At 71.9% G+C, this 20,844-nt stretch carries 22 protein-coding genes; 8 read left to right on the forward strand and 14 right to left on the reverse strand.

The window, feature by feature from the left end; translation table 11 throughout:
* Positions 1-6: 6 nt before the first annotated feature.
* Together ABZ565_RS01665 and ABZ565_RS01670 are read left to right on the forward strand one after the other, a co-directional pair.
* Positions 7-510, forward strand: a complete 504-nt coding sequence (locus ABZ565_RS01665; RefSeq protein ID WP_361019055.1) for a MarR family transcriptional regulator — start codon at positions 7-9, stop codon at positions 508-510.
* A 147-nt stretch (positions 511-657) separates the two neighbouring features.
* A complete protein-coding gene (locus ABZ565_RS01670) occupies positions 658-2,319 on the forward strand; it encodes an alpha-L-fucosidase (RefSeq protein WP_361019058.1) in 1,662 nt (553 codons plus the stop codon).
* On the opposite strand, the gene ABZ565_RS01675 is transcribed toward ABZ565_RS01670, so the two are convergent.
* Both ABZ565_RS01675 and ABZ565_RS01680 read right to left on the reverse strand, forming a co-directional pair.
* The gene (locus tag ABZ565_RS01675; RefSeq protein WP_361019061.1) at positions 2,316-2,963 is read right to left on the reverse strand and encodes a response regulator transcription factor; all 648 of its coding nucleotides are present in this window, start codon (positions 2,961-2,963) and stop codon (positions 2,316-2,318) included. The genes ABZ565_RS01670 and ABZ565_RS01675 overlap by 4 nt on opposite strands.
* On the reverse strand, positions 2,948-4,216 hold the full coding sequence (locus ABZ565_RS01680; RefSeq protein ID WP_361019064.1) for a sensor domain-containing protein: 1,269 nt from the start codon (positions 4,214-4,216) through the stop codon (positions 2,948-2,950). Before ABZ565_RS01680 ends, ABZ565_RS01675 begins: the two co-directional genes overlap by 16 nt.
* A 240-nt stretch (positions 4,217-4,456) precedes the next feature.
* Here ABZ565_RS01680 and ABZ565_RS01685 point away from each other — a divergent pair, with 240 nt between their 5' ends.
* The gene (locus ABZ565_RS01685; protein ID WP_361019067.1) at positions 4,457-6,586 is read left to right on the forward strand and encodes an MMPL family transporter; all 2,130 of its coding nucleotides are present in this window, start codon (positions 4,457-4,459) and stop codon (positions 6,584-6,586) included.
* 74 nt (positions 6,587-6,660) lie between these two features.
* Here the strand turns inward: ABZ565_RS01685 and ABZ565_RS01690 are convergent, their stop codons facing one another.
* The 4 genes from ABZ565_RS01690 to ABZ565_RS01705 all read right to left on the reverse strand — a co-directional run bounded on the left by ABZ565_RS01690 (position 6,661) and on the right by ABZ565_RS01705 (position 10,057).
* Positions 6,661-7,242, reverse strand: coding sequence for a winged helix-turn-helix domain-containing protein (locus ABZ565_RS01690; RefSeq protein ID WP_361019070.1), 582 nt, complete (start codon positions 7,240-7,242; stop codon positions 6,661-6,663).
* A gap of 274 nt (positions 7,243-7,516) precedes the next feature.
* The gene (locus ABZ565_RS01695; RefSeq protein WP_361019073.1) at positions 7,517-8,428 is read right to left on the reverse strand and encodes a hypothetical protein; all 912 of its coding nucleotides are present in this window, start codon (positions 8,426-8,428) and stop codon (positions 7,517-7,519) included.
* Positions 8,429-8,511: 83 nt separating this feature from the next.
* A complete protein-coding gene (gene glnII / locus ABZ565_RS01700; RefSeq protein ID WP_361019075.1) occupies positions 8,512-9,546 on the reverse strand; it encodes a glutamine synthetase in 1,035 nt (344 codons plus the stop codon).
* Between the two features lie 127 nt (positions 9,547-9,673).
* A complete protein-coding gene (locus ABZ565_RS01705) occupies positions 9,674-10,057 on the reverse strand; it encodes a hypothetical protein (RefSeq protein WP_361019078.1) in 384 nt (127 codons plus the stop codon).
* A 328-nt stretch (positions 10,058-10,385) separates the two neighbouring features.
* Between ABZ565_RS01705 and ABZ565_RS01710 the strand changes: the two genes are divergently transcribed.
* On the forward strand, positions 10,386-10,784 hold the full coding sequence (locus ABZ565_RS01710) for a hypothetical protein (protein WP_361019081.1): 399 nt from the start codon (positions 10,386-10,388) through the stop codon (positions 10,782-10,784).
* Between the two features lie 315 nt (positions 10,785-11,099).
* On the forward strand, positions 11,100-12,014 hold the full coding sequence (locus ABZ565_RS01715; protein WP_361019084.1) for a Gfo/Idh/MocA family oxidoreductase: 915 nt from the start codon (positions 11,100-11,102) through the stop codon (positions 12,012-12,014).
* Between the two features lie 18 nt (positions 12,015-12,032).
* On the opposite strand, the gene ABZ565_RS01720 is transcribed toward ABZ565_RS01715, so the two are convergent.
* A complete protein-coding gene (locus ABZ565_RS01720; RefSeq protein WP_361019086.1) occupies positions 12,033-12,500 on the reverse strand; it encodes a MarR family transcriptional regulator in 468 nt (155 codons plus the stop codon).
* 70 nt (positions 12,501-12,570) lie between these two features.
* On the opposite strand from ABZ565_RS01720, the gene ABZ565_RS01725 reads away from it, so the two are divergent.
* Entirely contained in the window at positions 12,571-13,443 is an 873-nt protein-coding gene (locus tag ABZ565_RS01725) for an alpha/beta fold hydrolase (protein WP_361019089.1), read from the forward strand.
* Here ABZ565_RS01725 and ABZ565_RS01730 read toward each other — a convergent pair.
* Complete coding sequence (locus tag ABZ565_RS01730; RefSeq protein ID WP_361019092.1) at positions 13,440-13,805, reverse strand: arsenate reductase family protein; 366 nt, start codon at positions 13,803-13,805, stop codon at positions 13,440-13,442. The genes ABZ565_RS01725 and ABZ565_RS01730 overlap by 4 nt on opposite strands.
* A gap of 142 nt (positions 13,806-13,947) precedes the next feature.
* Here ABZ565_RS01730 and ABZ565_RS01735 point away from each other — a divergent pair, with 142 nt between their 5' ends.
* Positions 13,948-14,229: a hypothetical protein gene (locus tag ABZ565_RS01735; RefSeq protein WP_073965512.1), complete on the forward strand. Its 282-nt coding sequence runs from the start codon at positions 13,948-13,950 to the stop codon at positions 14,227-14,229.
* Positions 14,230-14,285: 56 nt separating this feature from the next.
* On the opposite strand, the gene ABZ565_RS01740 is transcribed toward ABZ565_RS01735, so the two are convergent.
* Entirely contained in the window at positions 14,286-14,723 is a 438-nt protein-coding gene (locus ABZ565_RS01740; RefSeq protein ID WP_361019095.1) for a hypothetical protein, read from the reverse strand.
* 63 nt (positions 14,724-14,786) lie between these two features.
* A complete protein-coding gene (locus ABZ565_RS01745) occupies positions 14,787-15,161 on the reverse strand; it encodes a VOC family protein (RefSeq protein WP_361019098.1) in 375 nt (124 codons plus the stop codon).
* A gap of 530 nt (positions 15,162-15,691) precedes the next feature.
* Between ABZ565_RS01745 and ABZ565_RS01750 the strand changes: the two genes are divergently transcribed.
* The gene (locus tag ABZ565_RS01750; protein ID WP_361019100.1) at positions 15,692-17,197 is read left to right on the forward strand and encodes a SulP family inorganic anion transporter; all 1,506 of its coding nucleotides are present in this window, start codon (positions 15,692-15,694) and stop codon (positions 17,195-17,197) included.
* Positions 17,198-17,257: 60 nt separating this feature from the next.
* On the opposite strand, the gene ABZ565_RS01755 is transcribed toward ABZ565_RS01750, so the two are convergent.
* From ABZ565_RS01755 to ABZ565_RS01770, 4 genes are read right to left on the reverse strand one after another with little or no spacing between them, the layout of a single operon-like run.
* The gene (locus ABZ565_RS01755) at positions 17,258-17,857 is read right to left on the reverse strand and encodes a helix-turn-helix domain-containing protein (RefSeq protein ID WP_361019103.1); all 600 of its coding nucleotides are present in this window, start codon (positions 17,855-17,857) and stop codon (positions 17,258-17,260) included.
* A gap of 51 nt (positions 17,858-17,908) precedes the next feature.
* On the reverse strand, positions 17,909-18,481 hold the full coding sequence (locus ABZ565_RS01760; RefSeq protein WP_361019104.1) for a GNAT family protein: 573 nt from the start codon (positions 18,479-18,481) through the stop codon (positions 17,909-17,911).
* Positions 18,474-19,031 (reverse strand): lasso peptide biosynthesis B2 protein, encoded by a 558-nt coding sequence (locus tag ABZ565_RS01765; protein WP_361019107.1) that lies wholly within the window; start codon positions 19,029-19,031, stop codon positions 18,474-18,476. The genes ABZ565_RS01760 and ABZ565_RS01765 overlap by 8 nt, the downstream gene beginning before the upstream one ends.
* Complete coding sequence (locus tag ABZ565_RS01770) at positions 19,031-20,833, reverse strand: albusnodin/ikarugamycin family macrolactam cyclase (RefSeq protein ID WP_361019110.1); 1,803 nt, start codon at positions 20,831-20,833, stop codon at positions 19,031-19,033. The genes ABZ565_RS01765 and ABZ565_RS01770 overlap by 1 nt, the downstream gene beginning before the upstream one ends.
* Positions 20,834-20,844 lie beyond the last annotated feature (11 nt).

Consider the following 20,844-nt stretch of genomic DNA (forward strand, 5'->3'; position numbering starts at 1 on the left):
TTCGCAATGGCTGAAGGCGAGCACGGCCGCGACGGGGCGCGCCCGGACGAGGTGGGCCGGGGCTTCGAGCTGCCCCTTCTGCTGTTCGCGGGCTTCCGCACGGTCATCGACGCGCTCCACCGCGACCTCGCCGAGCAGGGCCACACCGACATGCGCCCCGCGTACGGCTACGCCCTCCAGGCCGTGGGCATCGAGGGGGCGACCGCCAGCGAGATCGGCCGCCGCCTCGGCGTCTCCAAGCAGGCCGCCGGCAAGACCGTCGACAGGCTCGAAAGCCTCGGTTACGTGGAACGCGCCGACGACCCGGCCGACGGGCGCCGCAAGCTCGTCCTGCTGACCTCGCGCGGCATCGATGTGCTCCGGCGGTCCGCCGACGGCTTCGACCGGCTGCGCGCCGAGTGGGTCCGGGTCCTCGGAGCCGAGCGGGTCCGCGCCCTGGAGGACGACCTGCGCACGATGGCCCCGGACGGCGCCTTCCGGCTCGATGTGGCGGCCTGGTTCAACGGCTGAGCGCAGTCCTGTGCGACTTGGACTTCTCTCGCCAGACATAGGACGTATGAAGTCCGAACCCTATCCGGATGCGTCTCTGTGCGGCAGCATGCACGCGTCGGCACCCGAGAGATCCGACCACTCGCTGGTCGTGAAGGAGAGGGAATCATGGCACGACGCACCCATGTGCTCAGCGCGCTCGCGCTGGCGGCCGCCGCCGCGCTCATCCCCGCAACCGCCACCGCGCAGCAGGCCGCGTCCGGGCCGTCTGCTGCGGCGGGCGCGTGCCGGGGGCCAGTGAAACCCGCCTCGCAGATGACGGTGGAGGACTGCGACAGCCCCCGGCGGATCATCGAGAAGGCGGCGAACATCGTGCCCACCGCTGGGCAACTCGCCTGGCAGCAGCGGGAAGTCACCGCCTTCACCCACTTCGGCATGAACACCTTCACCGGCCGCGAGTGGGGCTCCGGCACCGAGGACGAGAAGCTCTTCGCCCCCGCCGCCATCGACGCCGACCAGTGGATGCGCGCCTACAAGGCCGCCGGCGCCGAACAGGTCATGCTCACCGTCAAGCACCACGACGGCTTCGTCCTCTACCCCAGCCGCTACACCGACCACTCGGTCGCCCTCAGCCCCGGCAGCCCGGACGTCGTCGCCGCCTATGTGAAGGCCGCCCGCAAGGCCGGGCTGAAGGTCGGGTTCTACCTCTCGCCCTCGGACGGCGCCGAACTCCCGCACGCCTGGCACGCCGAGTGGGTCGAGAAGATCCGCGCCAAACAGGCCGCCGGCCAGTCGCTCTCCCTGCCCGAGCGCATGGCCCTGGAGGACGGCGACCGCGCCCCGGCCGGCCAGGGCCGCTTCGGCAACGGCAGCCCCGTCACCGCGCGCACCATCCCCACACTCGTCCCCGGCGACGACCGCGCCGCCCGCGTGAGGAGTGGCGCACTGCCCGCCTTCCGCGTCCGGGCCGACGACTACGACGCGTACTACCTCAACCAGCTCTACGAGATCTTCACCCAGTACGGCCCCGTCGAGGAACTGTGGCTCGACGGCGCCAACCCCTGGTCGGGCTCCGGCATCACGCAGAAGTACGATGTCAAGCAGTGGTTCGACATGGTCAAGGCACTGTCGCCGGACACCGTCGTCTTCCAGGGCCCCCAGGGCGTGCGCTGGGTCGGCAACGAGAACGGCACCGCCCGCGAGACCGAATGGAGCGTGACCCCGCACACCACCGACCCCTGGACCGGGCTCGGCTCGCTGCCCAACGACTCCACCGACCCCGACATCGGCTCCCGCACCCGGCTCCTCGACCCTTCGGTCAACTACCTCCAGTGGTACCCGGCCGAGGCGGACGTCTCCAACCGGCCCGGCTGGTTCTACCACGAGGACGAACAGCCCAAGACGGCCGCGCAGTTGATGAACCTGTACGAGAAGAGCGTCGGCCGCAACGCCTCGCTCCTGCTCAACGTCCCGCCCGCCCCCGACGGCCGCATCGCCTCCGAGGACGTCGCGCAGCTGACCGCCTTCGGCGCCGAGGTGCGCCGGATCTACGGCACCGACGTACGCACGAGGCGCCCGGGCCCGTACACCTTCGACCGCGTCGCCGTCCGCGAGGACATCCGGCACGGTCAGCGGGTGGAGAGGTTCGCCGTCGAGGCCGAGGTGGACGGCGCCTGGCAGCGGATCGCCGAGGGCACCACCATCGGCCACGAACGCATCCTGCCCCTGCCCGAGGCCGTCACCGCATCGGCGGTCCGCGTCAAGGTGCTGGAATCCCGGGCGAAGCCGCACCTGGGCACCACCACCCTGCACCTGACCAGCAGGGGTTAGCCCCGGTCCAGATACGCCAGTACGGCCAGAACGCGGCGGTTGTCGTCGTCGGACGGCGGCAGGCCCAGCTTCCCGAAGATGTTCGAGGTGTGCTTGGCCACCGCCCGCTCCGTGATCACCATCTGCGAGGCGATCGCCGCGTTCGACCGGCCCTGGGCCATCAGCTCCATGACCTCCCGCTCGCGCGGCGTCAGACCGCCCATCGGCTTGTCCTGCGAACGCCGCGTCAGCAGCTGCGAGATGACCTGCGGATCCATCGCCGTGCCGCCCGCCGCCACCCGGCGGACCGCGTCGATGAACTGGTCCGCGTCGAACACCCGGTCCTTGAGCAGGTACCCGATCCCGCCGTTGCCGTCCGCCAGCAGCTCGCGCGCGTACAACTGCTCGACGTGCTGGGAGAGCACGAGGACGGGCAGCCCGGGCCGCGCCCGCCGGGCCGCCAGTGCGCACTGCAGGCCCTCGTCCGAGTGGGACGGCGGGAGCCGGACGTCGACGACGGCGACGTCCGGCTCCAACTCAGCGAGGGCCTTGGTGAGTTCGGGCCCGGTCTCGACGGCGGCCGCGATCTCGAAGTCGTACGCCTCCAGCATCCGCACCAGCCCGTCGCGCAGCAGGAAGAGATCTTCGGCTAGGACAACTCGCAAGGGATCTCCATGGTCACCATGGTGGGACCGCCCGCGGGGCTGCTGACGGCCATGACGCCGTCGAATGTACCGAGCCGCCGTTCGATTCCGCTCAGACCCGAACCCGCGCCCACCGAGGCGCCGCCCTTCCCGTCGTCCGTGACCGAGAACTTCAGCGCCCCGTCGCGGTGGCGCAGGTCCACCCAGATCCGCTCGGCCTCCGCGTGCTTCGCCGCGTTCGTCAGCGCCTCGCTGATCGCGAAGTACGCCGCCGACTCCACCGGCGCCTCCGCCCGGCCGCCCAGCTCCACGTCCACGTCGCACGCAATCGGCAGCCGCAGCGCCAGCGCCTTCACCGCGTCCCCGAGCCCGCGCTCGGCGAGGACCGGCGGGTGGATGCCCCGGACCAGGTCGCGCAGCTCGGTCAGCGCCTCGGCCGAGGACTCCCGGGCCATCGCCAGGAGCTGCTTCGCCTGCGCCGGGTCCTTCTCGATCAACGCCTCGACGGTGCCGAGGTTCATCCCCATCGCGACCAGCCGGGCCTGCGCCCCGTCGTGGAGATCGCGCTCGATGCGCCGCAGCTCGGAGGCGGCCGTGTCCACCGCCTCGTGCCGGGTCTCGGTCAACCGGTCGATGCGCAGGGCGAGTTCCTGCTCCTGGGTCGGGGCGAGCACCGACCGGGCGAGCACGAAGTGCGCCCGCAGCAGCCGCTCGCTCACCAGCACCCCGAAGGCGAAGAGCACCACGCCGAGCGCCGCGGCCAGCAGCCCCGTCGCCTGGCTGTCGACCGGGACGAACGCGTACCAGTACCGGTCGTCCGTGAAGACCCGCCACAGGCCCGCCGCCAGGACGAACCCCTCCACCGGGTAGACCATCAGCGCCGCCGCCAGGATCGCCACCGTGTAGCCGGCCGTCATGTCGACCAGCATCCACCGCATGTCCCGCCAGGTTGCCGGGTCCTTCAGCAGCAGCGTCGTCCGCTCCACCTGCCCGGTGAACCCGCTCCGCAGATCCTTCGGGAACGGCCGGTACGGGACCGGGATGCGCACGTCCGACCAGGTGATCGCGAGCAGCCGGCGCTGGTTGGCGTGCTTGCGGACCGCCTCCAGGATGTACGGCGTGGTCACCAGGCCGATGCCCAGCGGGATCATCGAGAGGGAGAGCAGCGCCAGTACGAACAGCGTGCACGACCCCGCGAGGGCGGCGAACGACACCACCAGCCCGCGCCACGCGGCCAGCAGCGCCGACCCGATCCGTCCCCGTATCGCGTCCATCCCGGTCCCTCTTCCCCTCGCCGGGCCCTCGTGCCGGCCCCGTGTGGCTCACAGTCTGACCCGGCGCACCCCGCGCCGGGCAGCCGGTTCCCCACCCGATGGGGGTGTACCCAGCACCACCCCCGCCACCTCGCCCTACGCGCCGCGCGACCGGGGGTTTCACCGGCTGGGGCGGCCGGCCCGGCGTTCCTAGATTCGAGGGGCATCGTCGGACTTCCACTAACAGGGGGCGAACCCGCCATGAGGCGTAACCTCGCGGCACGTATAGGTGTGTGGAGCGCACACCACCGCAAGACGGCCATTCTCGGCTGGCTGCTCTTCGTCGTACTCGCCGCGGGCATCGGCGGTGCCTCGGGCATGGTCGAGATGACCGACGCCGAGAACGGCGCGGGCGACTCGGCACGCGCCGAGCAGATCCTCTCGGACGCGGGGCTCAGCCACCGGGCCGGCGAACTCGTCATGGTCTCCTCCGCCGAGCCGGACGGCTGGCGCACCGCCGCCCGCGAGCTGACCACCGCCATCCAGGACACCGGCGAGGTCACCGGTCTCGCGGACCCGGTCGCGTCCGAGGACCGCAAGGACGCGCTGATCACCTTCGAGATGAAGGGCGACCCGGACACCGCCCCCGACCGGGTGCAGCCCGTGCTCGACGCCGTCGCCGGGGTGGAGCGGAAAGAACCCGGCGTCACCGTCAGCCAGTTCGGGGACGCCAGCGCCGGCAAGTGGCTCGGCGACCTGCTCGCGGACGACTTCAAGAAGGCCGAGTTCACCGCCGTACCGCTGGCCCTCGGTATCCTCCTGGTCGCCTTCGGCGCCGTCGTCGCCGCCCTGCTGCCCGTCGGGCTCGCGCTCACCGCGTGCATGGCCGCCTTCGGCCTGCTCTCGCTCGCCAGCCACCAGCTGCACCTGTTCCAGACCACCTACTCCGTGATGTTCCTGATGGGCTTCGCCGTCGGCGTCGACTACTGCCTGTTCTACCTGCGCCGCGAACGCGACGAGCGGGCCGCCGGACGCGACGCCGAGACCGCCCTGCGCATCGCAGCCGCCACCAGCGGCCGGGCCGTCCTGGTCTCCGGGGTCACCGTGATGGTCGCCATGGCCGGCATGTTCCTGTCCGGGCTGATGCTCTTCAAGGGCTTCGCCCTCGCCACGATCACCGTCGTCCTCATCGCCGTGCTCGGCTCCGTCACCGTGCTGCCCGCCCTGCTGTCCTGGCTCGGCGACCGCATCGAGGCCGGGCGGGTGCCGCTGCTGAACCGGCGCGGCAAGCGGGGCGACAAGCAGAGCGGCCGCATCGCCGGCCGGGTGCTGCGCCCCGTCCTGAACCGCCCGAAGTTCTTCGCCGCCGCCTCCGTCGCCGTCCTGCTGGTGCTCGCCGCGCCCGCGGTCGGCATGAAGACCGAATCCCTGGGCCTGGAGAAGCAGTTCGGCTCCGACTCCACGCTGTCCGTCGCCTACCGCCACATCAGCGAGACCTTCCCCGGCGGCCCCGCCCCGGCCCAGGTCGTCGTCGAGGCCGACGACATCACCGCCCCGGCCGTACGCAAGGCCCTCGCCGGCTTCGACCACGTCACCGTGCACCGGGCGCAGAACGTCGCCGAGTTCGAGGTGCCGCTGCCCGGCGGCGAGAAGGGCCTCACCGAACTCCGCGAAGACCGTCTGCCCACCGCCTTCGACGGCAGCGGCGCCCGCGCCTACGTCACCGGCGAGGTGGCCGGGTCCGTCGACTTCAACGACCAGCTGAAGCGCGGCATCGCCCCCGTCTTCCTCTTCATCACCGCCGTGACGTTCCTGCTGATGCTGTTCTGCTTCCGCTCGTACGTGATCGCCGTGACGTCCATCCTCCTCAACCTGCTCTCCGTGGCCGCCGCGTACGGCGTGATGACCGCGGTCTTCCAGCACGGCTGGGGCGCCGGGCTCATCGGCTCGGAGGGCGTCGGCGCGGTCGAGTCCTGGATGCCGCTGTTCGTCCTCGTCGTCCTGTTCGGGCTCTCGATGGACTACCACGTCTTCGTGGTCTCCCGGATCCGCGAGGCCCACGGCCGGGGGATCGGCAACCGCGCCGCGATCGACGAGGGCATCCGCCGCACGGCCGGCGCGGTGACCGGGGCGGCCGTGATCATGGTGGCGGTCTTCTCGGTCTTCGCGACCCTGTCCATGCAGGACATGCAGCAGATGGGCGTCGGCCTCGCGGTCGCGGTCCTGCTGGACGCCACACTCGTACGGATGGTGCTGCTGCCCTCCGCGATGGCGCTGCTCGGCGAGCGCAACTGGCGCACCCCGCGCGGCCTGCGCCGGCTGCCGGGCCTGGACCACGGCGAGCCTTCGGCAGCCCCGGCACCGGACCCGGTCGGGACCGCACTGCGCTGACCCGCATGTACGAGGGCGGGCCCCGGTTCCGGTAGCGCGTACCGGAACCGGGGCCCGCCCCTTCGCTCTGCCTGTCAGGGCGTGTACTTGTACCCGACCCGGCGCACGGTCTGGATCGAGCGGCGGTGCTCGGCGCCCAGCTTGCGGCGCAGCCGGGCGATGTGGACGTCGACGGTGCGGCCGTCGCCCACGTGTCCGTAACCCCAGACCGTGGTCACCAGCTGGTCGCGGGTGTGGACGCGGTGGGGATGGGCCACCAGGTGGGCCAGGAGCTCGAATTCCAGGTAGGTGAGGTCCAGCGTCCGCCCGTTCACGGAGGCGGAGCGCCGAACGGAGTCGATGGTCACCGGCCCCGCCGCCGGCTCCGCCTTCGCCGGCTCCGGCACCGCGTACTGCGCGGCGACGGCGGCGAAGGCGGGTTGCTGGTCGGCGGGCACGAGCACCAGGTAGCCCACCATCGGCGGGCGGCCCGGCAGGCTGGGCAGGGTGTGCTGGGGAGCGGGCAGCCACGTCGCACCCGGCGTCAGGAGCGCCGAGACGTCGGCCTGCTGCACGACCTCGTCGGGGGCGACGGCACGCAGCCGGTGCCGGTCGGGGGAGGAGGGGCGGACCGAGGGGGTCGCAGCGACAGCGGAGAAGGTACGGGTGTTCGCCATGAGGGGTCAGCTCTTTCGCGCGAAGGAGTCGTCGGTGGACGGACTTGCTGCGTGCGCGCGGACCGAAGGCCGGGTGAGGGCTTCAGAGGGCCGGCGCGTTCAGCGCGCGGCAACACACCCGGTCGAAGTCGTGGTGCTGACGGGAGGGCCAGAACGGCTCGAGGTCGCTGCGACCGGTCGAGGTGTGCGGGAAGCTGGCCATGCCCCCATTGAAGCAGAGAACGCGTGGCGGCGCGCCCCTCGGGACAACGAGGTGAGCAAGGCGACAGAGGCCCTAACCCACCAGCCGCTTGCGCCAGTCCAGGTCCGTCAGCTCGATCGCCTGGTCCGGGGAACCGTCCCACTCCGCCGCCAGCCCTGCCTCGCCCAGCGCGGCCACCACCTCCCGGCCCACCGCGGCGGTCGTCTCCGCGGAGTCGTCGAACCCGCCGTAGTACAGCGCGAGTCCGTGCCCGGCCGCCGCGCTCTCCGTGCCCTGGCTGTGGAAGAAGACGAAGCCCCTGGCGTCCTCGCGCCCGGCCGCGTATATCTCGCTCATCCCGCACGAGCGGCAGCACGTGAAGTGCTCCCGGGCGGTGATCCCCTGCCGGTCCAGCTCGGCGAACACCCGCTCCAGCCGGTCCGGGTCCGTCACATCCGCCCAGCCCCGCTGCTCCTCGACCCGCTCCAGCCAGAGCCGCTCCACCAACTCCCCCGCCTGGGCCCGGGAGACCGGCCGGACCCCGTCCTTCACGAGGTAGTCCTCGGCCGCCTCGGTGAGCGTCCGCACGGTCCCGTAACCGCCGCGCAGCAGCTCCCGGACCCGGGGCTCCAACTGCTCCCGGACCTCCTGCGCGAGCTCCGGCACGGGCTCCGGCTCCGGTATCCCGGCGCTCTCCCAGTCGGTCCCCGCGTCCCAGCCGGGCTCCTCGCGCGCCCAGCGCGTCATCAGCGCGACGATCCGCTCCGGGTCGCCGATGACGGTACGGACATGGCTCGTCGCCGTCCCCGTACGGTGCTCCAACTCGTAGTCCCCGCCCGCCTCGTGCCACACCTGGATGAAGGTGCCGGGGATGTCCGGGACCCGCTGGACGACCAGGAAGTTGTCCCCGCGCGCACCGATGCGGTACACGAGGTCCTCGAGCTCCTGGCCGGAGACTCGGAGGTGGGACTGCTGGTTCTCGGTCATGACCTTGACGCTGAGCATGCGATCAGCCTGGCACACCCCACTGACAGCGGAGGGCGCCCACCGCACGCGCGGTGGGCGCCCTCCGTGACCGTACCGGCGGATCAGACCTGACCGGCCTTCTCCAGGGCCGTGCAGCAGGTGTCCACGATCAGCCGCGTGACGACGTACGGGTCGACGTTGGCGTTCGGGCGGCGGTCCTCGATGTAGCCCTTGCCGTCCTGCTCGACCTGCCACGGGATGCGCACCGAAGCGCCGCGGTCGGACACGCCGTAGCTGTACTCGTTCCACGGGGCGGTCTCGTGCAGACCGGTCAGCCGGTCGTCGATGCCCGCGCCGTAGTTCTTGACGTGGTCCATCGGCTTCGAGCCCTCGCCCAGCGACTCGCAGGCCGTGATGATCGCGTCGTAGCCCTCGCGCATCGCCTTCGTGGAGAAGTTGGTGTGCGCGCCCGCACCGTTCCAGTCGCCCTTGACCGGCTTCGGGTCGAGGGTCGCGGACACGTTGAAGTCCTCGGCGGTGCGGTAGAGCAGCCAGCGGGCGATCCACAGCTGGTCGGAGACCTCCAGCGGGGACAGGGGGCCCACCTGGAACTCCCACTGGCCCGGCATGACCTCGGCGTTGATGCCGGAGATGCCCAGCCCCGCCTTCAGGCAGTTGTCGAGGTGCTTCTCCACGATCTCCCGGCCGAAGATCTCGTCCGAGCCGACGCCGCAGTAGTAGCCGCCCTGCGCGGCCGGGAAGCCGCCCTCGGGGAAGCCGAGCGGCCGGTGGCCGTCGAAGAAGGTGTACTCCTGCTCGATGCCGAAGATCGCCTCCTGCCCGGCGAACTGCTCGGCGACCGGACGCAGCAGCGCCCGCGTGTTCGACGCGTGCGGGGTCATGTCGATGTCGAAGACCTCGCACAGGACCAGGATGTCGTCGCCGCCGCGGATCGGGTCCGGGCAGCTGAAGACCGGCTTCAGCACCCGGTCCGAGGCGTGGCCCTCGGCCTGGTTGGTGCTCGACCCGTCGAAGCCCCAGATCGGCAGCTCGGCCACGTCGGACGACGCGCCGCCGGACATGATCTTCGTCTTGGAACGGAGCTTGGCGGTCGGCTCGGTGCCGTCGATCCAGATGTACTCAGCCTTGAACGTCACGGAAGCCATCCTTTGCGGGCGCTGCGGTCTATGCGCCGCAGCTTCGCAAGCCGCGATTTCCCGACCGTTGCCCTCATGTGAACCCCGTGTTACCGAGGTTTCCCCCGGCGGCCGCCGGACGCCGCGGTCATCCTTCGATGAACTGGCAGTCGCTGACGATGCGGCCGTCGGCGCCCAGCACGAGGATGTCCAGTCCGACGCCGGCGGCCTCGCCCCCGTCCCGGGGCGCCGTCTCCCGGCTGAACCTGACGATGTCGCGGAGCCGGTCGGCGTTGCCGCGCGACCGGAAGACCAGGGTGCCGGGCGCCACGAACTCCTCGTGGGCGCGCGTCACCCGGAAGTCCAGCGCGTCGTGCCCCCGGGCCTCCAGCAGGAGGCGGTCGAAGCCCGGCCCATCGGCGGCCTCCCGGATCTCCTTCGGAGGCCGCAGTACGTGAAGGGCGTCGGCCGACCACAGCTCACGGACTGCGGCGCGGCGGGCTCCGCGTCGGGCTCGTTCACACGGCGACATAGCGGTCGGTGAGCTCGTGGATGTCGATGTCGGTCGTGGGTGATCCCCTCGGTTCAGGTGCGGCCGGTGTGCAGGTGTGGCCGGTGTGGGGCAACGGCCCTGCTGCGACGGGCGTGCGGGCGGCAATTCCCCGCAGGGCATCGCGGACCGGCGGCCGGACGGTATACACAGGAGGCGTGATGACCGAACCGGCCGGAGGCATCCTCGCCGGAGCGTTACGCGGACGGCGCACCCGGCGGCGCGGCAGCCGGCAGGAACTGGCCACGCGTGCACCACGCAGCAGCACCTCGGCTTCATCGAGAGCGGACGGTCGGCCCCCGGCCGGTCGATGACCATCCGGCTCGCGAAGTCCCTGGGGGTCCCGATCCGCGAGCGCAACGACCTGCTCCTCGCGGCCGGATTCGCACCGGTCCACCCGCACACGGACCTGGACGACCCCCGGCTGGAGCCGATCCGCACCGCCCTCGAACGGATCCTGGACGGCCACCTGCCCTACCCGGCGGTCGTCGTGGACCGGCACGGCGACCTCGCCGCGGCCAACGCCGCCTTCCGCACCCTCACCGCCGGGGCGGCCCCGCACCTGCTCGAACCGCCGGTCAGCGTCCCCCGGGTCCTGCTGCACCCGCAGGGCCTCGCGCCCCGCATCGCCAACCTCGACGCATGGGCGTGGCACATCATCGACCGCGTCCACGCCGAGAGCGTGCGCAAACCGGACGACCGGCTTTGAGACCCGGCCGCCGAACGCACCGGCCTCGCCCCGCCCGCGCGACTCCCCGCACCACCTCGGCTTCGCCGTATCCCTGCGCCTGAGGCCGCCCGATCCGGCCGACGACCGGGAGCTGACGCTGATCACCACGCTCACCCACTCCGGCACCGCCACCGACGTCACCGTCGCCGAACCACGGCTTGAGGCGTTCCTCCCGGCGGACCGGGCGACCAGCGACATGCCGGCCGAACTCCACCGGGCCCGAAGTGACCGCTCCCCGGGCGCCGGTTGTCCAGGCGTTGCGGCCCCGAAGGCCCCACCCGGCAGACTGGACCCATGACGACACCCGAGACCCCCCTGCGCATCGGCCTGGCCGGCACCGGACCCTGGGCCCGCAACACCCAGGCCCCCGCCCTCGCCGCACACCCCGGCGTCGTGCTCAGCGGTGTGTGGGGCCGCCGGGCCGAGGCCGCCGGGGAGCTGGCCGCCGCCCACGGTGCGCCGGCGTACTCCGGAGACGCGGGGCTCGACGAGCTGTTCGCCACGAGCGACGCCGTCGCCTTCGCGCTGCCGCCGGACGTGCAGGCCCCGCTCGCCGCCCGCGCCGCCGCGGCCGGCTGCCACCTGATCCTGGACAAGCCGGTCGCCACCACGGTCGCCGGTGCCCGCGAGGTCGCCGAGGCCGCCGAGCGGGCCCGGGTCGCCTCCGTCGTGTTCTGCACGCTCAGGTTCGCCCCGCAGCCCGCCGCCTGGATCGCCGAACAGGCCGCGGCGGGCGACTGGTTCACCGCCCGCGCCGAGTGGATCGCGGCGCTCTGGGCCCCCGGCACCGACAACGACTACGCGGCGTCTCCATGGCGCCGCGAACGGGGCGGCCTCTGGGACGTCGGCCCGCACGCCCTCTCGGTCCTGCTCCCGGTCCTGGGCGACGTCACGGAGCTGACCGCCGCCCGTGGCCCTTCCGACGCCCACCATCTCGTCCTGCGCCACGCCTCGGGGGCGTCCAGCACGGTCACCCTGACCCTCGGCGCGCCGGTGGCCGCCGCCGGCGTCGAGGTCGTCCTCCGGGGCGAGCACGGCGTCGCCGCGCTGCCGCGGTGGGACGGGGCGGTGGACGCCTTCGCGGCGGCCGTGGACGCGCTGATCGACTCGGTGCGTACGGGCGAGGCCCACCCCTGCGACGTACGGTTCGGCCTCCGGCTGACGGAGCTCCTGGCGGAGGCGGAGGCCCAGGTCCGCGGCGGGGAGTAGGCGCCGGGCGGGGCGGGGTCAGCCGTCGGACCCCGCCCCGCCGCCCTCCGACACCGCCGTCAGGAACCCGTCCAGGAACCGCCGCACCGCAGCGACCTCCCCCTCGTCGAACTCCCGCAGCAGCGCCACCGCGCTCCCGATCGCCGGGCCGAACGCCTCCCAGCCCAGCTCCACCGCCCGCGGCGTCACCCGCAGCAGCACCCGCCGCCGGTCCCGCTCGTCGCGCGTCCGCGTCAGCTGCCCCAGCCGTTCCAGCCGGTCGATGAGCGACGTGGTGCCCGCCGAGTTCAGCCCCAGCTCCGCCCCCAGCCGCCCGGCGGTGACCCCCGACCCCTCGCGCTCCGCGTCGAGCAGGCACACCAGGGCGCGTACATCCGTCGGATGCATCCCGTGCCGGGCCGCGAACTCCGCCTGGCGCAGCCCGAATGCGGACGTCACCTTCCGCAGCAGATGGACGATCTCCAACTCCGGCCCCTGCTCACTCATCTCCGGCACCTCCCGCTATTGTCTCGCTCAGCGAGATAATATCCAGGTGTACGGAGTCCAGGGAGCGCCCATGACACCCACCCCGCCCGCGACCACCGCCGACGCGGCCTTCCTCGCCGCCTACGACGCGACCGTCGCGGCCACCTGGCCGCCCGGCACCACGCCGACCACGGTCCCCACCCCCTACGGCACCACCCACCTCAACAGCCACGGCCCCGAGGACGCCCCGCCCCTGGTCCTCCTGCCCGGCGGCGGCGCGACCTCCACCGCCTGGTACGCCCAGGCCGCCGCCCTCGGCCGCACCCACCGGGTCCACGCCGCCGACCTCATCGGCGAACCGGGCCGCAGCACGGCGGGGGAGCGGCCCGTCCGCAGCGCCGCCGATCTCTGCGGCTGGCTCGACGCCCTGCTGGACGGCCTGGGCGCCACGGGGCCGGTGGCCCTCGCCGGCCACTCGTACGGCGGCTGGATCGCCCTGCACTACGCCCTGCACGCGCCCGACCGGCTGCGCAGGCTGATCCTCCTCGACCCCACCGGCTGCTTCAGCGGCTTCCGCCCGGGCTACCTGCTGCACGCCCTGCCGATGCTGCTCCGCCCGAACGCCGCCCGTACCCGCGCCTTCCTGGCCTGGGAGACCGGCGGCGCCGAGCTCGAACCCCACTGGCTGCGGCTGCGGGAGACGGCGGCCGGCTTCCCCTCGGCCCGCCCGGTCACCGGACCCCGCCCCGAGCCGGACGCCCTGCGCGCCCTCGCCGTACCGACGCTGATCCTGCTCGCCGGTGACAGCCGCGCCCACGACGCGGAGAAGACGGCCGCCACCGCGCACCGGCTGCTGCCGGGCGCGGAGACGGCCGTCCTCCCGGACGTCTCCCACCACGCACTGCCCCTGCACGCCCCGACGGCCCCGGAACTCAACCGCAGGATGGGCGAGTTCCTCGCCTAGCCCTTACGTCCCAGCGCGTCCCGGACCGCCTCGTCCGTGCGGCCCACGACCGCCGTGCCGTCCTCCGCCGTGATGATCGGCCGCTGGATCAGCTTCGGGTGCTCGGCGAGCGCGGTGATCCACCGCTCCCGGGCACCCGCCTCACGCGGCCAGTCCTTCAGGCCCAGCTCCTTCGCGTCCGCCTCCTGGGTCCGCGTGATGTCCCACGGTTCGAGGCCGAGCCGGTCGAGCACCGCCCGGATCTCGTCCGGCGACGGCACGTCCTCCAGGTAACGGCGGACCGTGTAATCGGCCCCTTCCGCGTCGAGCAGCTGCACCGCGCTGCGGCACTTGGAACACGCGGGATTGATCCAGATCTCCATGGGGCCCAAGGTACGGGACGGACCTCGCAGGAGGGGCCGAAAACCCCTCTGGCCAGGGCCGATTGTCAGTGCGGGCCGGTAGAATGGGAGTCAGTTCGTGAGGGTTTCCGAAGAGTTCCGCCACCGTGCCAGGAGGTAGCCCATGGCCGTTGCCGCAGTCACGACCAAGCCGCTCGACAAGCCCCTGCACCAGCCCCTGACCAAGAAGCCGCTCCCCGCCGGCCGCCCCCGCGAGTGGTACGTCTCGCACAACCGCCGGCTGAAGGCGATGCGCCTCGCCATCGCCCTGCTCGACACCGGCGTCTACCTCCCGTCCAGCGCGAACAACGCCCGCATACGCACCACCGCCGCGCGCCTCGGCATCCACCCGCCGTCCGACATCACCTGCCGCATGGTCCGCGCCCTCATCCGCTACGGCCGCTGACCGCTGACCGACCGACGCAGGGCGGGCCCCCGGAATCCTTCCGGAGGCCCGCCCTCTCAGTACCCGTCGCAGTTCGCCGTCGCGTACGCACCCGAGGCCGAGTCCGTACGCCGCGTGCCGTCGTCCACGGTCACCGAGCACGACACATCGCCGCCGCCCCGGCCCACGCTCACCACGAACGAGCCGCCGCTCATGAAGCCCTTCGAGTCCAGCTCCCCGGCCCACGGCAGCGACCGCAGCGCCAGCCGCCCGGTCGACAGCTCCTCGCCCCGCCAGGTGCTGTACGTCAGCACCACGTCGCGCGCGGTCCCCGTCACCTCGTACCGGATGTGCACCTTCCGCGAGCCCTCCGAGTGGAGCACGTCCGACAGCACCGCCATGACCGCCCCCGCGGCGAGGGCCAGCACCACGGCGACCAGCAGCAGCACCCACGGCCACATCCGCCGCCGGGGAGGCGGCGGGACCGGACCGCCGGGAGGAGCCTGCTCACTCATCCCCCCAGCCTCCGCGCTCCGGCCCCGCACCGCGACCCCTCGGGGTCCGTCCGGCTCCCCGGTCTACAGATACGGCTGGGTGATCAGCTCGATCGCGTGCCCGGCCGGGTCCTTGAAATAGACCCCGCGCCCGCCGTGCTCGGTGTTGGTCTCCCCGGGCCGCTTCATCTGCGGATCGGCCCAGTGCTCGACCCCGCCCCCGACCAGCCGCCCGTAGGCCCGGTCGAACAGTTCCTCGTCCACGAGGAACGCGTAGTGCTGCATCTGGATCTCCACCGGCGGCTCCGCGAACTGGAGCAGGACGCCGTCCTCCAGCCGGATATTGACGAACGGCCCCCAGGACGGGGCCTCGTCCAGCTCCAGCAGCTCCCGGAAGAACCGCGCGGACGCATGGCGGTCCACGGCGGCCACGATGGTGTGGTTGAACGAAACGGACATGGCTGACGACCTCGTGATCTCTTCGGCTCGACACAGTGGTTTCGTACGGTGTACGAGCCGGGGGAGGCCCCCGCGCCAGGCATACGGAACACCCGGCGGGGCACGTCCGGCGGGGGCTCAGCCCACCACCGGATCGCCGTTCCGTGCATGGCGTATTGCCGGTCCGGTGTTCACGGGCACGACCCTAAGGGGGCCGGCCGGGAAGGTACAGTGGTTTGTCGCCCAACGCCGCGCGTACGCGCGTGCGGAGTCCACGCCCAAACGGCGGAGACCGAGGCGTACCGGAGTGCCCGGCGGATGAGAGAGCGAGCGAGCGGATGCGTATGACGACGCCCCGCACCGCCGCCTGCCCGCCGTGACCCGTCACCCCTGAGCCGTGGCCGCTGCCCGCCCCTGACCGGGGCTGGAAACGCCCGTCCGGCCCGGACTCCGCCTTTCCGGCTCCACCCCGGCCCCCCGCCTTCCCCGCTGTCCAGCCCCGCAAGCCCGCGCTCCGCGTCCGGGCGCGCCCGACCGACAGGTACACCGTCTTGTCCTTCACCACGCCCGCGTTCGCGCCCCGCCTGCGCGCCCTCAAGCCCGACTGGATCTCCGACCCCAAGGTGTGGCGTACGGAGGTGCTCGCCGGACTCGTCGTCGCGCTGGCCCTCATCCCCGAGGCGATCTCGTTCTCGATCATCGCCGGGGTGGACCCCGCGATCGGGCTCTTCGCCGCCTTCACGATGGCGGTCACGATCTCGGTCGTCGGCGGACGCCGCGCGATGATCTCCGCCGCGACGGGCGCGGTCGCCCTGGTGATCGCCCCGGTCAACCGCGAGCACGGCTTCGGCTATCTGGTCGCCACCGTGATCCTGGCGGGCGTCTTCCAGATCGCGCTGGGGGCTCTGGGCGTCGCCAAGCTGATGCGGTTCGTGCCGCGCTCCGTGATGACCGGCTTCGTCAACGCCCTGGCGATCCTGATCTTCATGGCCCAGGTGCCCGAGATGCACGACGTGCCGTGGGCGGTCTACCCGCTGATCGCGGGCGGCCTGCTGCTGATGGTGTTCTTCCCGAAGGTCACCCGGGTGATCCCGGCGCCCCTGGTCTCCATCGTCGTGCTCACCACGATCACCCTGGCGGCAGGGATCGCGGTCCCCAGCGTCGGCGACAAGGGCGAGCTGCCCTCCTCGCTCCCCGTGCCCGGCCTGCCCGACGTGCCGTTCACCCTGGAGACCCTGACCACCATCGCCCCGTACGCCCTGGCGATGGCGCTGGTCGGCCTCATGGAATCCCTCATGACCGCGCAGCTGGTCGACGACATCACGGACACCCGCTCCGACAAGACCCGCGAGTCCGTCGGCCAGGGCATCGCCAACATCGTCACCGGCTTCTTCGGCGGCATGGGCGGCTGCGCCATGATCGGCCAGACGATGATCAACGTCCGGGTCTCCGGGGCCCGCACCCGCCTCTCGACCTTCCTCGCGGGCGCGTTCCTGATGGTCCTCTGCATCGTCTTCGGCCCGGTCGTCTCCGACATCCCGATGGCGGCGCTGGTCGCGGTGATGGTGATGGTCTCCTTCGCCACGTTCGACTGGCACTCCATCGCCCCGAAGACCCTGCGCCGCATGCCGGTGGGCGAGACGGCGGTCATGGTCATCACCGTCGCCATCGTCGTCGCCACGTCCAACCTGGCGATCGGCGTCGTCGTCGGCTCGGTCACCGCGATGGTGATCTTCGCCCGGCGCGTCGCGCACCTGGCCGACGTCACCGCGGTCGTGGACCCGGACGGCGGCCAGGTCGTCTACTCCGTCACCGGCGAACTCTTCTTCGCTTCCTCCAACGACCTGGTCACCCGCTTCGCGTACGCCACCGACCCCGACAAGATCGTCATCGACCTCACGGCCACCCACATCTGGGACGCCTCGTCGGTCGCGGCCCTGGACGCGATCGAGACGAAGTACGCCCAACGCGGCAAGAAGGTCGAGATCGTGGGCCTCAACCAGCCGAGCGCGGCCCTGCACCGCACCCTGAGCGGCGAGCTGACGGGCGGGCACTGAGGGAAGGGCCCCAGGGGCCCGGGGGAGCGGCCGGCCGGCCCCCGGGCCCCGTCGGCGCGCCTACCCCGCGACGGCTCCGTGCAGGAAGACCTCGACCAGCTCCCGGGGGGTGAGGTCCGGTTCGTCGTCCGTACGCGGCTGAGTGAACAGGAGCCCGTAGAAGAGCGCCGCGATCTGCTCGGGGGGCCGGCGCAGGGCGGCCCGGTCGGGCTCCAGCAACTCCGCCACGGCCGCACGGGCAAGGGCCGACGACTCATTCCGCCCCGCCCCGCGCACCGGTCCGGGGTGCTTCCCGCCGCCATGCCCCAGCGACCCGAGAATCGCGCCCATCCTGGCCATGTGCGCCTGCAGCGCCTCGGCCGCCTCCACGAGCCGGTCGGGCAGCGGCTGGGCCAGATCGATCGCGTCGAGCTCGCGGATGGCGTGCTCGGGGGACAGCGCCTCGGCCACACACGCCTGCATCAGCTCCTCCTTGTCGGCGAAGACCCGGAAGATCGTGCCCTCCCCGATACCGGCGGCCCGGGCGATCTTCGCGGTCGTGACGGCGGAACCGTACTCGGCGATCAGCGGGATCGCCGTCTGGATGATCATCGCGCGCCGCTGCTCCGGCGACATGGCGGGGGCTCGGCGGCGAGTGGGGTTCTCCTTGGATTCGGTCATGGGCCGACCATACGGAGTGAGTCCTCACTCCGCTCTTCCTGGCGCCCTTCGTCAGCCCCGCCCCAGAAGCGCTCGCACCGCCGAAGGCCCGCTGAAGTCCTCTGCCAGGGCATCCATCAGCACCTCGTCGCAAACCTGCCCGAGCCAGTAACCGGCCTCCCGCAGCCGCCCCGCGTGCTGGAACCCGGCACGCTCGTACGCCTTGATCCCGGCCGCGTTCGGGGCCAGAACCTTGAGCCACACCATGCGCAGACTGGCCACGTGGAACGCGTAGTCGAGGGTCAGTCGAGTCGCCTCGGCACCGAACCCGCGCCCACGGGCTTCGCGCGCCAGCATGACGACGAACTCGGCGGTGCGTACGGATTCGTCGGGTAGCAGGGTGGTGACGCCGACCGGGACGGGCTCGGCGCCCGTCAGGTCGTAAGCAGTGAAGCGGATGTTGGCCCCCCGGAGCTGGTGCTGCATGCCCTCGGCACGCGCCTCCAAGGACTCGGGGACCTGGCGGCCGTAGCCGATCATCAGGGAGGGATCCTGCTCCCACTTCCAGTACGTCTCGACCAGATCCGCACGGTAGGAGCCCAGGCCACACGTCGCGGTGGCCAGCCACAGAGCTGGCTCAGTCATGGGTGTCTCCGATCATCAGGACGGGCGTGTAGAGGAGCGTGGACGCCGGTTCGGCTGCGGGGGCTCCGTCGCCAGTCTGGACCCACGCGTGCAGGCGTACGGGATCCGGCGCGACACCGTGACACCAGACGACGGTCCGGCGTCGCAGGGCGATGAGGAGCACTGCGGCGGCCGACTCCTCCAGACAGGCAGTGCGGGCAGGGGAATACCAGGCGGCGCGGCGCACGGCGAGGACGGCGCGTTCGGCCTGCTGGGGGGTGGCGGGGTGGGTGGTTGTCGACGCGGCCGCACGTATGGCATCGGTGATACGTCGTATGGCGGATTCCTTCCTCCCTGCCGCTTTCACCGCCACGACACCGGAGAGGGCGGCGGCTGCGGTGGAGCTCCACGTATCGCGGGGGACGGGGAGGCCGGCGGGATGCTCCGCGCTGCCCCAGCTCGCCTTCGGCGCGGTCGACGGGGCGGGCTCTGTGGGAATCAGGCAGCGCACGCCGCCGGTGTCGTAGTCGATGACAACCTGGACATGTCCGAAGTCGACGGACCGCTCCATTACTCCACCTTTCCAGGAACCAGGGCGGCCCACACGGGATCAGGAGTGTGGGTGATGGTGTGCAACCAGGCGTCGGCAGCCAAGGCCTGCTCGATGTGCGCGAGCGGCATTGGGACCCCGGCGGCGGCGTGGCGGATCTGCTCACGGAATCGCTTCGCGTCGATCAGGCCGAGCGCGGCCAGGTTCATGCCTCCGGTGTCGAGGAGTTGGGGGAGGGCGGCGCGCAGTCCGCCGTAGTGGTCTGCCTCAAAGGAGCCCTTCGTGGTGCGGGCCACCAGTTCGGCGGGGAGGAGATCGGCGAACGCCCGCTTGAGCACCAGCTTGTAGGCGTAGAGAGGGGGACGCAGACCGACTGGGGTCCTTAGCACCGCGTCGACCACGGAGGCATCCAGAAATGGATTGTGCAGGTCGATTCCGCAGGCGTCCGCCAGCTCGGCGTCGGCCACCGCCGTACGTGACACATCGCGGATCTCGTCAACGAGGATGCGTACCGAGGCGTCCTGGCCCGGTAGAGGGTCGGGCGCGGCAGCGAAGTCCTCGGCGGCCTCGATGAGGAGACGTACGGCGGACGAGTCCGCCCATGCCGGTACGGGCAGGGTGGAGAACCACCGGACCTTACCCCGAGTCGGCTTGACCCCGCTGGTCAGCTCGTTGGTGAGTGCTGCCGAGGCGCCCTCGCGGGTGGTGGCCGTCATCATCGATGCGGAGCGAAGCAGTGGGACGACGGAGAGGTGCCGAAGCCGAGCCCACCCGAAAGCCTCGCAGACCGCGCGAGTGTAGCGACGATGGCGCAGGAGATCGGCGAGCTGAGCCGGCGGCTGGAAGAGGACGCTGTCCCCGCCGTCGCCGGTCAGATGAGTACGGGTACCGAATTCGCGGCGCATCCAGCGGAATTGGGCTAGGAGCCGGGTCTGCGTGAGCGTGGAGGGCGCGGGTTCGTCGGTCACGGGCAGGTCGGTGAGTCCGGTGTACGGCCGGTGTTCGTCGCCGAGTAGCAGGAGGTGGTGGCGGAGCCTGCCATGGGAGGCCGCAGCGGTGAGCCGGGCGTAATGGAGGTCGGCGCCGTAGAGGACGCCACGAGGATGGATGGTGACAGCGTTGACCGGATCCGGTGCGGTGTGCGAGGCGAGAACAGCGACCGTGGTGGAGTCGAGGCCACCGGAAAGGTCGCTGGACAGGGCCGGATCGGTGTCGGCGCGGAGACGTACGGCGGCAGTGAGGGCGTTACGCAGGCGTAGGTGCGGTGGCGGCCCGTCGAGAGGGTCGGGGCACCACGTGGTGCTGCACGTGTAACGGTCTCCGGTGGCGGGAAGTTCGATGCGGCTGCCGGGCGGGAGCTGTTCGACTCCGGCGAAATACGTACGGCCAGAGGCCAATACGGGCACGGATGGAGCGAGGAACGCGCATGCTAGACGCTTGGTGTCGACGTGAGCGCCCGCCAGGGCGCCGAGGTAGCGGGCCGATGTCGACCACGCCCAGGTCCCCTGCCAGGCGACTGCGTACAGGGGAAGTGCGGCGGCCGGGTCGGTGTGGAGGATCAGTCCGTGTTCCAGTTCCTCCAGGACCGCATAGGTGCCCGGCCACTGCCACGTCGCGCGGGTGGGCACGGGGCGTTCGGCGAGGGCCTGCACCTCTTGAGCGGTGGCTCCGCACAAGCCGATGACATGAATGCGGCGGCCAGGCCGCTGCGCTGTGCGGATGGGGAAGCTGCCGAGCCGCCACAGAGGTGACGTGGGGATGCTCTCCGCGCCGAGCGGGCGAGGGAGGGTGGGCCGGATGGTGCTGAATCCGCCGATGGGCAAAGTGTCCTCCA

The organism is Streptomyces sp. NPDC016469 (assembly GCF_040632905.1).
Classification (GTDB): Bacteria; Actinomycetota; Actinomycetes; order Streptomycetales; family Streptomycetaceae; genus Streptomyces.

What these genes read in the sequence shown, in the direction of transcription:
- ABZ565_RS01740 (WP_361019095.1), bottom strand. Translation starts at nt 14,723, where the DNA reads ATGAGTGAGCAGGCTCCTCCCGGCGGTCCGGTCCCGCCGCCTCCCCGG.
- ABZ565_RS01670 (WP_361019058.1), top strand. Translation starts at nt 658, where the DNA reads ATGGCACGACGCACCCATGTGCTCAGCGCGCTCGCGCTGGCGGCCGCC.
- ABZ565_RS01685 (WP_361019067.1), top strand. Translation starts at nt 4,457, where the DNA reads ATGAGGCGTAACCTCGCGGCACGTATAGGTGTGTGGAGCGCACACCAC.
- ABZ565_RS01695 (WP_361019073.1), bottom strand. Translation starts at nt 8,428, where the DNA reads ATGCTCAGCGTCAAGGTCATGACCGAGAACCAGCAGTCCCACCTCCGA.
- ABZ565_RS01690 (WP_361019070.1), bottom strand. Translation starts at nt 7,242, where the DNA reads ATGGCGAACACCCGTACCTTCTCCGCTGTCGCTGCGACCCCCTCGGTC.
- ABZ565_RS01665 (WP_361019055.1), top strand. Translation starts at nt 7, where the DNA reads ATGGCTGAAGGCGAGCACGGCCGCGACGGGGCGCGCCCGGACGAGGTG.
- ABZ565_RS01680 (WP_361019064.1), bottom strand. Translation starts at nt 4,216, where the DNA reads ATGGACGCGATACGGGGACGGATCGGGTCGGCGCTGCTGGCCGCGTGG.
- ABZ565_RS01720 (WP_361019086.1), bottom strand. Translation starts at nt 12,500, where the DNA reads ATGAGTGAGCAGGGGCCGGAGTTGGAGATCGTCCATCTGCTGCGGAAG.
- ABZ565_RS01755 (WP_361019103.1), bottom strand. Translation starts at nt 17,857, where the DNA reads ATGACCGAATCCAAGGAGAACCCCACTCGCCGCCGAGCCCCCGCCATG.
- ABZ565_RS01765 (WP_361019107.1), bottom strand. Translation starts at nt 19,031, where the DNA reads ATGGAGCGGTCCGTCGACTTCGGACATGTCCAGGTTGTCATCGACTAC.
- ABZ565_RS01715 (WP_361019084.1), top strand. Translation starts at nt 11,100, where the DNA reads ATGACGACACCCGAGACCCCCCTGCGCATCGGCCTGGCCGGCACCGGA.
- ABZ565_RS01760 (WP_361019104.1), bottom strand. Translation starts at nt 18,481, where the DNA reads ATGACTGAGCCAGCTCTGTGGCTGGCCACCGCGACGTGTGGCCTGGGC.
- ABZ565_RS01710 (WP_361019081.1), top strand. Translation starts at nt 10,386, where the DNA reads ATGACCATCCGGCTCGCGAAGTCCCTGGGGGTCCCGATCCGCGAGCGC.
- ABZ565_RS01745 (WP_361019098.1), bottom strand. Translation starts at nt 15,161, where the DNA reads ATGTCCGTTTCGTTCAACCACACCATCGTGGCCGCCGTGGACCGCCAT.
- ABZ565_RS01705 (WP_361019078.1), bottom strand. Translation starts at nt 10,057, where the DNA reads ATGTCGCCGTGTGAACGAGCCCGACGCGGAGCCCGCCGCGCCGCAGTC.
- ABZ565_RS01725 (WP_361019089.1), top strand. Translation starts at nt 12,571, where the DNA reads ATGACACCCACCCCGCCCGCGACCACCGCCGACGCGGCCTTCCTCGCC.
- ABZ565_RS01730 (WP_361019092.1), bottom strand. Translation starts at nt 13,805, where the DNA reads ATGGAGATCTGGATCAATCCCGCGTGTTCCAAGTGCCGCAGCGCGGTG.
- ABZ565_RS01735 (WP_073965512.1), top strand. Translation starts at nt 13,948, where the DNA reads ATGGCCGTTGCCGCAGTCACGACCAAGCCGCTCGACAAGCCCCTGCAC.